11 protein-coding genes are annotated in these 14,673 nt (G+C 69.6%); 6 read left to right on the forward strand and 5 right to left on the reverse strand.

Translation table 11 applies throughout. The annotated features are described in order from the left end of the window. The first annotated feature begins 57 nt into the window (after positions 1 to 57). The 3 genes from ACWGDB_RS05540 to ACWGDB_RS05550 all read left to right on the forward strand — a co-directional run bounded on the left by ACWGDB_RS05540 (position 58) and on the right by ACWGDB_RS05550 (position 2,661). Positions 58 to 606 (forward strand): RNA 2'-phosphotransferase, encoded by a 549-nt coding sequence (locus ACWGDB_RS05540; protein WP_453821215.1) that lies wholly within the window; start codon positions 58 to 60, stop codon positions 604 to 606. A 154-nt stretch (positions 607 to 760) separates the two neighbouring features. Next, positions 761 to 1,663, forward strand: a complete 903-nt coding sequence (locus ACWGDB_RS05545; RefSeq protein ID WP_453821216.1) for an LLM class flavin-dependent oxidoreductase — start codon at positions 761 to 763, stop codon at positions 1,661 to 1,663. 110 nt (positions 1,664 to 1,773) lie between these two features. Beyond that, complete coding sequence (locus ACWGDB_RS05550) at positions 1,774 to 2,661, forward strand: Cof-type HAD-IIB family hydrolase (protein ID WP_453821217.1); 888 nt, start codon at positions 1,774 to 1,776, stop codon at positions 2,659 to 2,661. A gap of 2 nt (positions 2,662 to 2,663) precedes the next feature. On the opposite strand, the gene ACWGDB_RS05555 is transcribed toward ACWGDB_RS05550, so the two are convergent. From ACWGDB_RS05555 to ACWGDB_RS05570, 4 genes are all read right to left on the reverse strand, one after another. After that, complete coding sequence (locus ACWGDB_RS05555; protein ID WP_453821218.1) at positions 2,664 to 3,749, reverse strand: peptidoglycan DD-metalloendopeptidase family protein; 1,086 nt, start codon at positions 3,747 to 3,749, stop codon at positions 2,664 to 2,666. 184 nt (positions 3,750 to 3,933) lie between these two features. Next, positions 3,934 to 7,440 (reverse strand): thiol reductant ABC exporter subunit CydD, encoded by a 3,507-nt coding sequence (cydD, locus tag ACWGDB_RS05560; protein ID WP_453821219.1) that lies wholly within the window; start codon positions 7,438 to 7,440, stop codon positions 3,934 to 3,936. 63 nt (positions 7,441 to 7,503) lie between these two features. Beyond that, positions 7,504 to 8,523, reverse strand: coding sequence for a cytochrome d ubiquinol oxidase subunit II (gene cydB / locus ACWGDB_RS05565; protein WP_453821220.1), 1,020 nt, complete (start codon positions 8,521 to 8,523; stop codon positions 7,504 to 7,506). 20 nt (positions 8,524 to 8,543) lie between these two features. Then, positions 8,544 to 10,052 carry a cytochrome ubiquinol oxidase subunit I gene (locus tag ACWGDB_RS05570; protein WP_453821221.1) on the reverse strand — a complete coding sequence of 503 codons (1,509 nt, stop codon included), beginning with the start codon at positions 10,050 to 10,052 and terminating at the stop codon, positions 8,544 to 8,546. 144 nt (positions 10,053 to 10,196) lie between these two features. On the opposite strand from ACWGDB_RS05570, the gene ACWGDB_RS05575 reads away from it, so the two are divergent. Beyond that, complete coding sequence (locus ACWGDB_RS05575) at positions 10,197 to 10,589, forward strand: cyclophilin-like fold protein (RefSeq protein WP_453821222.1); 393 nt, start codon at positions 10,197 to 10,199, stop codon at positions 10,587 to 10,589. Positions 10,590 to 10,605: 16 nt separating this feature from the next. Here the strand turns inward: ACWGDB_RS05575 and hisC are convergent, their stop codons facing one another. Beyond that, positions 10,606 to 11,685, reverse strand: coding sequence for a histidinol-phosphate transaminase (gene hisC / locus ACWGDB_RS05580; protein WP_453821223.1), 1,080 nt, complete (start codon positions 11,683 to 11,685; stop codon positions 10,606 to 10,608). A gap of 452 nt (positions 11,686 to 12,137) precedes the next feature. Between hisC and ACWGDB_RS05585 the strand changes: the two genes are divergently transcribed. Continuing rightward, positions 12,138 to 13,250, forward strand: coding sequence for a LacI family DNA-binding transcriptional regulator (locus ACWGDB_RS05585; RefSeq protein ID WP_453821224.1), 1,113 nt, complete (start codon positions 12,138 to 12,140; stop codon positions 13,248 to 13,250). 307 nt (positions 13,251 to 13,557) lie between these two features. Further along, entirely contained in the window at positions 13,558 to 14,634 is a 1,077-nt protein-coding gene (locus tag ACWGDB_RS05590; RefSeq protein WP_453821225.1) for a metallophosphoesterase, read from the forward strand. The last annotated feature ends 39 nt before the right edge of the window (positions 14,635 to 14,673 follow it).

Genomic DNA, 14,673 nt, shown 5'->3' on the forward strand with positions numbered 1-14,673 from the left:
AAACATCCGGAGTGAAATCGTTCGCGTGATTCGGTCCCCTCCCGGCAGTCTGGTGGCATGGACGAAAGACGCACCGTGAAGGTGTCGAAGTACCTCTCGAAGCACCTGCGCCACCAGCCCGAGCGCATCGGGCTCACCCTCGACGAGGGCGGCTGGGTCGAGATCGAGACACTGATCGCCGCCGCGACCGCGCACGGATTCCGGTTCACCCGGGAAGACGTGGATCACGTGGTGGCCGCCAATGACAAGAAGCGCTTCGCGATCGAGGGCACCCGGATCCGCGCCAGCCAGGGCCACAGCATCGACGTCGAACTCGGACTGCCCCCGGCGACCCCGCCGCACTACCTCTACCACGGCACCGTGGCCCGCAACCTGGATGCGATTCGCAGCGCCGGCCTCCTGCCCATGAACAGGCACGACGTGCACCTCTCCGCCGACCGCGAGACAGCGACGCGGGTCGGCGCCCGGCGCGGCCGCCCGGTGGTGCTCTCCGTGGACGCCGGCGCCATGCACCGCGACGGCCACGTCTTCCAGGTCAGCGCGAACGGGGTGTGGCTGACGAAGGCCGTGCCGCCGGAGTATCTGCGGTTTCCCGAAGCGCACTGATCGGGACCGCTGCGGGCCCCTGAGCACATACCGGGTGCTCGACGCACATGCAGATCACCGGCACAGATACCGGTGATCGACTCGCTCCGTGGTTGAGCAGCCGCGCGCGGTGGCTGTTTCACGTGAAACCCATTCGGCCGCATAGGCTCGATGCATGAGTCTGCGCCTGAGCACCGTGATCCTCCCTTACCGCCGCTGGTCCGAGGGGGGCCGCGAGGCATGGCAGCGCGCGGAGGAGCTCGGCTTCCACACCGCGTACACCTACGACCACCTGTCCTGGCGGAGCTTCCGGGACGGCCCCTGGTTCGGCGCCGTGCCGACACTGACCGCCGCCGCGGCCGTCACCGACCAGCTGCGGCTGGGCACCCTGGTGACCTCGCCGAACTTCCGGCATCCGGTGAACCTCGCCAAGGAACTGATCTCCCTCGACGACATCTCGGGCGGCCGGGTCACGCTCGGCATCGGCGCAGGCGGCACCGGCTTCGACGCCACCGCCCTCGGCCAGGAGCCGTGGACCCCGCGCGAGCGTGCCGACCGGTTCGCCGAGTTCGTCGTGCTGCTGGACCAGCTGCTGACCGAGGACTCGGTGTCGTACGAGGGCGACTTCTACTCGGCGCACGAGGCGCGCAACATCCCCGGCTGTGTGCAGCGCCCCCGGCTGCCCTTCGCGGTCGCCGCGACCGGGCCGCGCGGGCTGCGGCTCGCCGCACGCCATGGACAGGCGTGGGTGACCACGGGCGACCCGAAGCTGTACGAGAACGGCACTCCTGAACAGTCGGTTCAAGCCATTCGCGGACAGGTAGGGAAGCTGGCCGACGCCTGCGCCGAGATCGGCCGGGACGTGTCCGGGCTCGACAAGATCCTGCTCACCGGGTTCACCCCGGACCGCGGCCGTCCGCTGGAGTCCCTCGACGCGTTCGTGGACTTCGCGGGGCGCCATCAGGAGCTGGGATTCACCGAGATCGTGGTCCACTGGCCGATCCCGGACTCGGACTTCGCGGCCGACGAGAAGGTCTTCGAGCAGATCGCCATGGAGGCGACGGCCCAGCTGCGCTGAGCTCACGGGAGCGACGGTGCTGGTCAGGGGAGGTGGGCGATGTCCGCAGGGACAGTTTCTCCTCAGGTGAGGACTCAGATGTGCGGACCGCTGCACGGCCGTGCAGGCATATGCGGGAGAATGGCCCGGTGACCTCAGCGACTCGACAGCCCCAGACCCCGGCCGCCGCTGTCCGCCCGCGGCTCATCGCCACCGACCTGGACGGCACGCTGCTGCGGGACGACAAGTCGGTCTCCCCCCGCACGGTCGCCGCGCTTGCCGCCGCCGAGGAGGCGGGCATCGAGGTGTTCTTCGTCACCGGCCGCCCCGCGCGCTGGATGGACGTCGTCAGCGACCACGTCCACGGGCACGGCCTGGCGATCTGCGGCAACGGCGCCGCCGTGGTCGACCTGCACGGCGGCCCCGGCACCCATCAGTTCGTGAAGGTGCGCGAGCTGGCCCGGGAGAACGCCCTGGACGCCGTACGGCTGCTGCGTGACGCGGCTGAGGGCACGGTGTACGCGGTGGAGCAGACGTACGGCTTCTACCAGGAGCCGGACTACCCCAAGCTGCACATGGAGATACCGGACGACCTCGCGCCGGCCGAGGACCTCCTGGCGCCGGACGCCCCCGGAGCCGGCGAGCCGGTGCTCAAGATCCTCGCCTACCACCCCACCCTCGACCCCGACGCCTTCCTCACCCTCGCCCGCCTCGCCATCGGCGATCGGGCCAACGTCACCCGCTCCAGCCCCAGCGCCCTGCTGGAGATCAGCGGCCCCGGCGTCTCCAAGGCCAGCACGCTCGCCCTGTGCTGTGCCGAGCGCGGCATCTCGCACGAGGAGGTCGTGGCGTTCGGGGACATGCCCAACGACGTCGAGATGCTGACGTGGGCGGGCCAGTCGTACGCGATGGGCAACGCGCACCCCGATGTCATCGCCGCCGCGTCGGGGCGGACGGTCGCCAACAACGAGGACGGCGTGGCCGTGGTGATCGAACAGCTGCTGGAGAGGCGGCACTAGACCTACCCGAGCGGCGCTCCGCGTTCGGAGAGCCACGGCACCGGGTCCACCCCCGAGCCCAGTTCCGGAGTGACCCGCACCTCGAAGTGCAGGTGCGGGCCGGTGGAGTTGCCGGTCGTGCCCGACTGGCCGATCCACTGGCCGGTGTCGACCCGCTCGTCCTGGTCGACGGCGACGGAGGCGAGGTGGGCGTACTGCGTGTGGTAGCCGTCCGCGTGCCGGACGACGACCTCCATGCCGAAGGCGCCTGCGCACGCCACCTTCACCACCCGCCCGTCCCCGACCGCCCGCACGGGCGTGCCGATCGGCACCGCGAAGTCCTGCCCGGTGTGCCGCTTCGCCCAGCGCTTTCCACCGCTGCCGAAGGCGGCTGACAGCTCGTACTTCGCGACCGGCGTGACCCAGGCGCTCGTGCTGTCCGTCTTCTTCTGGTCGAGCTTCTTCTGGTCGAGCCGGACCGCACCCGGGCACGATCCGGCGGCCACGGAGACGTCGGCCTTCCCCTGCAACTCCCACCGCGCCTCTTCGAGCTTGTCCTCAATGCCCTGCTTCAGGTCGGCGAGCTCGGCGTTGCGCTTCTCCAGCACCTGCCAGGCCGCCGCGGCCTTGGCCTCGTCCCCGGCGAGCCGCACCTCGGCGCGACGGTTCTTCTCGATGGAGTTGGCGACGGCCAGGTTCGTCTGCGAGAACACATGCTGACCGCGCATCAGCTGATCAGGGCTCGTCGCGAGGATGATCTGTGCGGTGAGCGGCATGCCGCCGCCGTTGCGGTACTGGGCGCGCGCGATCCGGCCCAGGTCCTCACGCAGGACGCGGATCTCCCGCCGCTCCCGTTCGAGCAGCGCTTCGATCCGCAGTGCCTTCGCCCGCCGCGCCTCAGCCTGCTTCCGCCCCGCCTCGTACCGCTCGGTCGCCCGGGCCGCCTCCTCGTACAGCTTGACCACCCGTGCGCTGAGGGCCGAGTCGGTGCCGTTGTGGCCCAGCGCGCCCTTGCCGTCACCGGCCCCGTAGGCGGGCCGAGCCACCAGGCCGACGAGCGCGCACAGCAGCGCCGGAACGACCAGGAGGTGACGGCGATATGAGCACATGTCAGCGATCCTGGCCCGCGTGGCGGGCGAGGGCCCTGTTCAAGTCGTACAGCTGGGGGACGTGTTGCTGCGGATGGGTCAGTACGGCCGTTGACACGAGCGCCCGCGAGCGCCGCCGCCCACGCCGTCCGCCGACGGGTGGCTGCCGGACAGCAGGCATCCACGGCCACCGGCCGGTCGCCCGCTACGGCGCCCCCACCAGCAGATCCGCCTGCTCCTCCCGCTCCACCATCCCCCGCAGCGGCCCGTCCACAGCGGCCAGCTCCGCGAACGTGCCCCGCTGTGCCACCCGCCCCTCGTCCAGGACGACCACCTCGTCCACGGCCTCCAGCCCGGCGAGTCGGTGCGTGATGAGCAGGGTCGTACGGCCCTCGGTGGCGGCCAGCAGGTCGGCGGTGAGGGCGTCGGCGGTCGGCAGGTCCAGATGTTCGGCGGGCTCGTCCAGGACGAGGACGGGGAAGTCGGCGAGCAGTGCGCGGACCAGCGCGAGCCGCTGCCGCTGACCGCCCGACAGCCGCGCCCCGTGCTCACCCACGAGCGTGTCCAACCCGTCGGGCAGGCCGTCGGCCCAGCCGAGCAGCCGAGCGCGGTGCAGGGCGTCACGCAGTTCGGCCTCCGTGGCGTCCTTCCTGGCGAGGAGCAGGTTCTCGCGCACGGAGCTGTCGAAGAGGTGCGCGTCCTGTGCGCAGAGTCCGACGAGACGCCGTACGTCGTCACCGTCCAGCGCGTGCGCGTCCACGCCGCCCAGCGTGTAGGAGCCCGCGTCGGCGTCCAGGAAGCGCAGCAGCACCTGCGCCAGCGTCGTCTTGCCGGACCCCGATGGGCCGACCACGGCGATCCGGCGGCCCTGCTCGAGGGTCAGGTCGAGTCCGGCGAGCGCGTCCCGGTCCTGCCCGGCGTGGCGGGCGGTCAGGCCCCTGACGGCGACCGGGAAGGGCGATGCTGGCGCCTGCCGGGGCCGAACGGGTTCCCGTACGGGTTCCGGAGCGTCCAGCACCTCGTACACGCGCTCGGCGCTCTTGCGCACCCGCTGGCGGTACTGCACGGCGAGCGGTAGCCCCAGGACGGCCTCGAAGGCGGCCAGCGGGGTGAGGACGACGACGGCCATCGTCACGCCGCCCAGCCGCCCGTCGGCGACCCCTTGGGCGCCCACGAGGGTGGTGGCGGCGACGGTGAGCCCGCAGATCAGCGCGGTGAACCCATCGCCGAGCGCGGTCGCGGAGGCGGCGCGCGAGGCGATCCGGGTCAGCGTCCCGTCGGCCCGACGCGCTTCCGCCTTACGGCCGGGCAGGGCGCCGGCGACGGTCAGCTCAGCGGTGCCGCTGAGCAGGTCCGTCACACGTGTCGCGAGCTCTCCGCGGGCCGGCGCCAGCCGCCGCTCGGCGCGTCGGGCGACGGCACCGGTCAGGAGCGGGACTCCGGCCCCGGCCGCGAGGAGCCCGGCCGCGAGCACGGCACCGGCCTCGGGAAGCAGCCAGGCCGTGAAGCCGACGGCCCCGGCGGACACGACGGTCGCGGCAGCGGCGGGCAGCAGCCACCGCAGCCAGTAGTCCTGCAGCGCGTCCACGTCCGCGACGAGCCTCGACAGCAGGTCGCCCCGACGCGTGCGTCGTAGCCCGGCGGGCGCCAGCCGCTCCAGCCGGCGGTACACGGCGACCCGGGTGTCGGCCAGCATCCGCAGGACGGCGTCGTGCGACACCAGCCGCTCGGCGTACCGGAACACAGCCCGCCCGATACCGAAGGCGCGCGTCGCCGTCACGGCCACCATCAGATACAGCACGGGCGGCTGCTGCGAGGCCCGCGAGATGAGCCATCCGGAGGTCGCCATGAGCCCCACGGCGCTGCCGAGCGCGAGGCTGCCGAGCACCAGCGCGAGAACGAGACGACCGCGCCGGGGGCCGGACATGGCGCGGACGCGGGCCAGCACCCCGCGTGTGCCTGCGGTGAGCGGCACGGTCCCGGCGCCCTCGGACACGGAACCGCCGTGCGGGTCCTGCTCGATCGAACGGTCAACGGACGTCTTGGGCAAGGTCTCCACCGGCACCGGCGCCACGGCTTCCGCCAGCCGCACCACCCGGTCCGCCACCGCCAGCAACGCCGGCCGATGCACCACCAGCAGCACCGTCCGCCCCACCGCCAGCCTCCGCACGGCCTCCACGACCTCGGCCTCGGTGGCCCCGTCGAGCGCGGCCGTCGGCTCGTCGAGCAGCAGGACAGGCCGGTCCGCGAGGAACGCCCTGGCCAGCGCGAGCCGCTGCCGCTGCCCCGCGGACAGCCCGACCCCGTCCTCGCCCAGCACGGTGTCGACACCCAGGGGTAGCGTGTCCACGAACTCCAGCGCCCCGGCGTCTCCCAGCGCCTGCCGCACGTCGGCGTCGTTCGCCTCGGGACGCGCCAGCCGTACGTTGTCGGCGATTGTCCCGGCGTACAGGTGCGGCCGCTGCGGCACCCAGGCGATCCGTGAGCGCCATCCCTCCAGATCGAGTTCGGCAAGATCCGCTCCCCCGACCAGGATCCGCCCCTCGGTCGGCCGCACGAACCCCAACAGCGCGTTCAGCAGCGTCGACTTGCCCGCACCGCTCGGCCCGACGAGCGCGACCGTTTCCCCGGGCTCGACGGCGAAGGACACGTCCGACACCGCGTCGGAGGACCGTCCTGGGTAGCGGACCGAGACGCCCTCGAACGACACTGTCCCCGTCGGCACCGCCGCGTTTCCCGACGCCGGCACCGGCGTCTCCAGCACCTCGAAGATCTCCTCCGCCGCGGACAGGCCCTCGGCCGCCGCGTGGTACTGCGCTCCCACCTGACGCAGCGGCAGGTAGGCCTCGGGCGCCAGCACGAGGATGACCAGGCCGTCATACAGATGCATGTCGCCGTGGACGAGGCGCATGCCGATCGTCACCGCGACCAGGGCCACCGAGAGCGTCGAGAGCAGCTCCAGCGCGAAGGAGGAGATGAAGGCGATCCGCAGGGTCCGCATGGTCGCCCGGCGGTATTCATCGGTGATACGCCGGATCGACTCGGCCTGCGCCTTGGCGCGCCCGAACACCTTCAGGGTCGGCAGGCCGGCTACGACGTCCAGGAAGTGCCCGGACAGCCGTGACAGCATCCGCCACTGACGGTCCATCCGGGACTGCGTGGCCCAGCCGATCAGCATCATGAAGACCGGGATCAGCGGAAGGGTGCCGACGATGATGGCTGCGGACACCCAGTCCTCGGTCACGATCCGCGCCAGCACCGCGATCGGTACGACCACGGCGAGCCCCAACTGCGGCAGATAGCGCGAGAAGTAGTCGTCGAGGGCATCGACACCGCGCGTGGCGAGCGCGACCAGCGATCCGGTCCGCTGGCCGCTCAGCCAGTCGGGCCCCAGCTCGGTCGCCCGCTCCAGCAATCGCCCGCGCAGCTCCGACTTCACGGCCGCGCCGGCACGGTGAGCGGCGAGTTCGGTGAGCCATGCGACCACTGCGCGGCCCACGGCCACAGCCACCAACAGCAGCAGGGGAATGCGCAGTTCAGCTGCGGACATGCCGTGCTGGAACGCCCCCACCACCGCTTCGGCGATGAGCATCGCCTGCGCGATGACCAGCACGGCACCGACGGTGCCCAGGCCGACGACAGCAATCAGGAAGAGGCGAGTGGCGCGGGCGTATCGGAGGAGACGCGGATCGATCGGTTTCACGTGAAACATGCCCTTCGGCCCAGGGCGGGGTGTTTCACGTGAAACATCGTGAACCACCCCGCCACAGCGGACTCAGTGCTTGGCCCCCGCGGCGGCGTCCGCGGCAATGTGCTGCGTGCCGATCCGCTTGCGGAAGACCCAGTAGGTCCAGCCCTGGTAGAGCATGACGACCGGCGTGGCGATCACCGCGCACCAGGTCATGATCTTCAGGGTGTACGGGCTCGACGACGCGTTGGTGACCGTGAGGCTCCACTCGTCATTGAGCGAGGACGGCATGACGTTCGGGAAGAGCGTCAGGAAGAGCATCGCGACAGCGGCCACGATGGTGACGCCGGAGAAGGCGAACGACCATCCCTCGCGGCCCGCCTGGTTCGCCACCAGCGCCGCCACCAGCGCGGCCACAGCCACGACAAGGGCGACCAGGCTCTGACCGTCGCCGTTCTCGATCTGCGTCCAGAGCAGGAAGATCAGCGCCAGTACGGCGGCGGCGAGACCGACCCACAGGGCCAGCTTCCGCGCCCGCTCCCGGATCTCCCCGACGGTCTTGAGCGCGGTGAACACCGCACCGTGGAAGGTGAACAGCGTCAGCGTCACCAGGCCACCGACAAGCGCGTACGGGTTGAGCAAGTCCAGGACGCTGCCGACGTACTCATGGTTCTCGTCGAGCTTCACGCCCCGCACGATGTTGCCGAAGGCGACACCCCACAGGAACGCCGGGAGCAGCGAGCACCAGAAGATGGCCTGCTCCCAGTTGCGCTGCCACTTCTCCTCGGGTCGCTTCGCCCGGTACTCGAAGGCGACACCCCGGACGATCAGGCAGACCAGGATGAGCAGCAGCGGCAGATAGAAGCCGGAGAAGAGCGTGGCGTACCACTCGGGGAAGGCGGCGAACGTGGCGCCGCCCGCCGAGAGCAGCCACACCTCGTTGCCGTCCCAGACGGGCCCGATGGTGTTGATCAGCACCCGCCGCTCGGGCCGGTTGCGGGCCAACAGCTTGGTGAGGACGCCGACCCCGAAGTCGAAGCCCTCCAGGAAGAAGTAGCCGATCCACAGGACGGCGATCAGGACGAACCAGACGTCGTGAAGTTCCATGACTGTGCAGCTCCCTCGGCCTAGTACGAGAAGGCCATCGGCTTGTCGGCGTCACGGTCGTCGCCGCCGATCTTCGTTGGCGGATTCAGGTCGGCCTCGGTGAGTTCGGGAGGGCCGGCCTTGACGTACTTCACGAGCAGCTTGACCTCGACGACGGCGAGGATGGCGTAGAGCGCGGTGAAGACGATCATCGAGGTGAGAACCTCGCCCTGGGAGACACCGGGGGAGACCGCGTCCCGGGTGCGCAGGACGCCGTACACGACCCACGGCTGACGGCCCATCTCGGTGAAGATCCAGCCCCAGGAGTTGGCGATCAGCGGGAAGGCCAGCGTCCAGATCGCGGTGAGCCAGTACAACTTGGTCAGCTTCGGGCCAAGCGCCTTCTTCGGGAGCAGCACCAGATGTGGCACCTCGTCGTCACCGACCCTCAGGTGCTGCGGCAGCATGAACTTCTTGCGGGTCAGCCAGAGTCCGATCAGGCCGATGGTGAACGACGCCATGCCGAAGCCGATCATCCACCGGAAGCCCCAGTAGGCGACGGGGATGTTGGGCCGGTAGTCGCCGGGACCGTACTTCTCCTGCTCGGCCTTGTTGACGTCGTTGATGCCGGGGACGTACGAGGTGAAGTCGTCCTTGGCCAGGAAGGACAGCAGGCCGGGAATCTCTATGGCGACCTTGTTGTGGCCCTTGTCGACATCGCCGATGGCGAAGATCGAGAAGGGTGCCGGCTCCTCTCCGTCCCACAGCGCCTCGGCCGCGGCCATCTTCATCGGCTGCTGCTCGTACATGATCTTGCCGAGCGTGTCACCGCTGATCGCGGTGAGCAGGCCGCCGATGGCGACGGTGACCAGGCCGAGCCTGAGCGAGGTCTTCATCTCGAGGATGTGCTTCTTGCGCAGCAGGTGGAAGGCGGAGATGCCGACCATGAACGCGCCACCGGTGAGGAAGGCCGCCGAGAGGGTGTGGAAGGCCTGGGCGAGCGCGGTGTTCTGGGTCAGCACGAGCCAGAAGTCGGTGAGCTCGGCCCGCCCCTTCGCCTCGTTGATCCGGTAGCCGACGGGGTGCTGCATCCAGGAGTTGGCCGCCAGGATGAAGTACGCCGACAGGATCGTGCCGATGGACACCATCCACATACAGGCCAGGTGGATCTTCTTCGGGAGCTTGTCCCAGCCGAAGATCCACAGCCCGATGAAGGTGGACTCGAAGAAGAAGGCGATCAGGGCCTCGAAGGCGAGCGGGGCTCCGAAGACGTCACCGACGAAGCGAGAGTAGTCGGACCAGTTCATGCCGAACTGGAACTCCTGCACGATGCCGGTGACGACACCCATCGCGATGTTGATCAAGAAGAGCTTGCCCCAGAACTTCGTCGCTCTGAGGTACTTCTCCTTCTCCGTGCGCACCCATGCGGTCTGCAGCCCGGCCGTGAGAGCGGCCAGCGAGATCGTCAGAGGGACAAACAGAAAGTGGTAGACGGTGGTGATACCGAACTGCCAGCGCGCCAGAGTCTCCGGCGCCAAAGCCAGGTCCACGTCGCCGCTCCTTACCTACCGCTTGTGAAAGCGTTCACATTCACAAGCAATTATGCAGCACGCCTATCCCTGCCCTCAAAGGGGGGGTCCTTCCTTGAGATCAGCCCCTTGGCGCACACTTCAACATATTGTTGAATCGGTGTCATGCAGACACCGACGCCCCTACAGATACGGATCTCCTGGCCCGCGGGACACCTCACCGCGACCCTCGACGACACTCCCACCACGCAGGCCCTCGCCAAGGCCCTGCCCCTTGCCTCCACTGCCCGCACCTGGGGAGAGGAGGTCTACTTCGACACCGGCGTCGCCGTTCCACGTGAAACCGACGCCCAGCAGGTCGTCGAGCCGGGCACGGTCGCCTTCTGGACCGACGGGGACGCGCTCGCCCTCCCCTACGGCCCCACACCGATCTCGCGAGGCGACGAGTGCCGCCTCGCGAGCCCGTGCAACGTCCTGGGTCGCATCGACGGCGACCCCCGTCTGCTGGCGACGGTCCGCGACGGCGACCCCGTGCGCGTGGAGCTGGTGGACGTCTGACCGTGCCCGCGGAGCGCTAAAGCTCCTTCCGGAAGCCTTCCGCCACCTTCAGGAAGATGTCGTTCGCCTCGTCCTCCCCGACCGTCACCCGCACACCCTCGCCCGGGAACGGCCGGATCACCACGCCCGCCTGCTCACACGCCTGAGCGAAGGCGACCGTGCGCTCCCCCAGTCGCAGCCACACGAAGTTGGCCTGGGTCTCGGGCACCGTCCAGCCCTGAGCGCGCAGTCCGGAGACCACGCGGTTGCGCTCGCACACCAACGAGCCGACCCGGCCGATCAGTTCGTCCTCGGCACGCAGCGAGGCGATCGCCGCCTCCTGCGCGAGCTGGCTCACCCCGAAGGGCACCGCCGTCTTGCGCAGGGCCGCCGCGACCGGCTCCTGGGCGATCGCGAAACCGACGCGGAGGCCGGCGAGGCCGTACGCCTTGGAGAAGGTCCGCAGAACACAGACGTTCGGGCGCTCACGGTAGATCTCCACCCCGTCCGGCACCTCGGGGTCCCGGATGAACTCGCGGTACGCCTCGTCCAGCACCACCAGGACGTCGCTGGGCACCCGGTCGAGGAACCGCTCCAGCTCGGCCCGCCTCACGACCGTGCCCGTCGGATTGTTGGGGTTGCAGACGAAAATCAGCCTGGTGCGGTCGGTGATGGCGGCGGCCATCGCGTCCAGGTCGTGCACATCGCCCGGCGTCAGCGGCACCTTGACGGACGTGGCGCCGTTGATCTGCGTGATGATCGGGTACGCCTCGAAGGACCGCCAGGCGTAGATGACCTCGTCGCCGGGTCCGGCGGTGGCCTGGATCAGCTGCTGGGCGACGCCGACCGAGCCGGTACCGGTGGCCAGGTGGGAGAGCGGGACGCCGAAGCGCTCGGACAGCTCGTTCATCAGCCCCGTGCACATCATGTCGGGGTAGCGGTTGAAGGACGAGACGGCGGCCGTCACGGTCTCCATCACGCCGGGCAGCGGCGGATAGGGGTTCTCGTTGGAGGACAGCTTGTAGGCCACCGGGCCACCGGCCGCGGCAGGCTTGCCCGGCTTGTAGGTGGGGATACCCTCCAGCTCGGCGCGCAGCTTGGGGCTCGTCTCGCTCACCGCAGTCCTCCTCGCGACCACCGGCGGCCCATCACCACCGCCGGCTCCAATACTGCTCACCTTATGAGGATTCCGCGCCGATGCGTACAGGTGAGGAGGGGTCGATGCGTACGGAAGAGGCGAGCCCGCCCGCTGATCCCTCCTGTCACACCTGCATCAGGGGCATCACCGTACGAAGGCGTACGAATTGGGGGGCGCGCCACACATATATCTACGCGCCGGTGGCTCACTCCGTGGCGCGCATCACCCGTGAAGGTGAGTTGAGACCTCTTCGAAACATCGGGCACTTGGCAGGCCCATGCGCGCCGACAAGTCACGTCCTGCCATTGGATCGTTCAACTCCCTTGGTTTCAAAGGGGATTGACGCATGATGACCTTGCAGAAACGTGTCTGTCAACGCGTGCATATGCGTCCGCACTACCCCACCGAATGAGCCCTACTATCGGCTCGCCATGACAGCAGCAGGGAAGCACCAGGTGAGCCGCGCGGAAACCTCTCGTCGAGGCAGTCGACCCGGTCGGGCGGGTATCAGAGACGTGGCCGCCGCCGCGGGGGTCTCCATCACGACCGTCTCCGACGCCCTCAACGGCAAGGGCAGACTCCCCGACGCCACCCGACGCCATGTCCGCGAGGTCGCCGACCGGCTGGGCTACCGCCCGTCGGCCGCCGCCCGCACACTCCGTACGGGCAAGTCAGGACTCATCGGCCTGACCGTGACGACATACGGGGATGAACCTTTCACCTTCACGGAGTTCGCGTACTTCGCCGAGATGGCACGCGCCGCCACCTCGGCCGCGCTCGCCCGCGGCTACGCCCTCGTGATCCTCCCCGCGACCTCACGTCACGACGTCTGGTCGAACGTCGCCCTCGACGGCACGGTCGTCATCGACCCGTCCGACCAGGACCCGGTCGTCAGCGAGCTGGTCAGACAGGGGCTGCCGGTCGTCTCCGACGGTCGCCCCGCCGGCTCTCTCCCGGTCACCGCCTGGGTGGACAACGACCACGAGGCCGCCGTGATGGGCATCCTCGACCACCTCGCCGACGCGGGCGCCCGTCGGATCGGACTGCTGACGGGCACGACGACGGACACGTACACCCATCTGTCGACCACCGCCTATCTGCGCTGGTGCGAGCGGGTCGACCAGGACCCGGTGTACGAGGCCTATCCGGCGCACGACCCGTGCGCGGGCGCCGTCGCCGCCGACCGGCTGCTCGCCCGCCCCGACCGGCCCGACGCGGTCTACGGACTGTTCGACCCGAACGGCACCGACCTGCTCGCCGCCGCCCGCCGCTACGGTCTGCGCGTACCGGACGACCTGCTTCTGGTGTGCTGCAGCGAATCCACGGTGTACGCCAACACCGAGCCGCCGATCACCACGCTCTCCCTGAAGCCCCGCCGCATCGGCACGGCCGTGGTCCAGCTCCTCATCGACGCCATCGAGGGGGTCGAGTCGGACCAGCCGGTCGAGCAGGTGATACCGACCGAACTGATTGTGCGTACCTCGTCCCAGCGACGCCCGCCGCGTACGACGGTGAGCCCGCCACGGTCGCCCGAGGGCCGGTAGAAACCGGGGAAAGACCTGCCGCAGAAGCCGAACGAGGATCGGCAAAGGCAGGTCGAAGGGTCGCAGCAGCGGGGCGAGGGGCTTCAGGAGCAGTTCGAGGGGCGTCAGAAAAGCGGCCGTCGAGCTGCCGAAGCCCGGGCCAATCGGGGCGAAAGCCGCAGTGAACAGGAGTCCTGCTCCGATTCACCACCCCTGGGTCATCACATGGCGCGATCGGCATTCCTATGATGGGCCCACGACACCCACGGGCCGCTGCGACCAGGCAGTCCGATGCGGTGCAGCTGCGGCGCGATGGTGGAGGGGTCTGATGACTCAGGGGGCCGGTCAGGGACCCGAGATGGAGCGGACGGCGACGTTGCGCGACTTCCGGGTGCCCGCGTACGTGCACGAGACCGGTCCGTACGTCCACAGCATGCACCCGGGCGAGATCGCCCCGCCCCTCGAAGAGACGTATCCGGAGGGGTACACGCCCACGCAGCGCGACCTGCCCGTGATCAATCGCGGCGACACGGTCCAGGTGCACGTCGACCCCGAGACCGTGCCGGTCCCGCAGTCGACGGCCGGTGCCGGCCCGCTGTTCGTGGTCGGCGACGTGCACGGCTATCTCGACGAGCTGATGGCCGCGCTCCAGGAGCAGGGCCTCATCGACTCGGCGGGGAACTGGTCCGCGGGCACCTCCCGACTGTGGTTCCTCGGCGACTTCACCGACCGCGGCCCGGACGGCATCGGCGTCATCGACCTCGTGATGCGGCTGTCCGCTGAGGCCGCCGCGGCCGGCGGCTACTGCAAGGCCCTGATGGGCAACCACGAGCTGCTGCTCCTCGGCGCCAAGCGCTTCGGCGACACCCCCGTCAACTCCGGCGCGGGCACCGCCACCTTCCAGGCGGCCTGGCTGCTCAACGGCGGCCAGAAGACCGACATGGACCGTCTCCAGGACCACCATCTGCAGTGGATGTCGCGCCTGGACGCCATGGAAGAAGTCGACGGGCATCTGCTCGTCCACTCGGACACCACCGCCTATCTCGACTACGGCGACTCGATCGAGGCGGTCAACGACACCGTCCGCGAGGCACTCACGCGCAATGACGCCGACGAAGTCTGGGATCTCTTCCGCAAGTTCACCAAGCGCTTCTCCTTCCGCGACGAGGGCGGCGCCGACCATGTGCGTTCCCTGCTCGATACGTACGGCGGCACCCGCATCGTTCACGGTCACAGCCCCATTCCGTACCTGCTGGGCGAGGTGGGCTCCGAGGAGGGCGAGGACAACACCGGGCCCCTGGTCGAGGGACCGCATGTCTACGCCGACGGTCTCGCCATCGCGATGGACGGCGGCGTGACCATGGCCGGAAAGCTGCTGGTCCAGCAACTTCCCCTGGATATCTGACCGTTCACAGGGCAGGCGTCGCACATGGCGGAGTGACGG

It is taken from the genome of Streptomyces sp. NPDC055013, assembly GCF_053608645.1.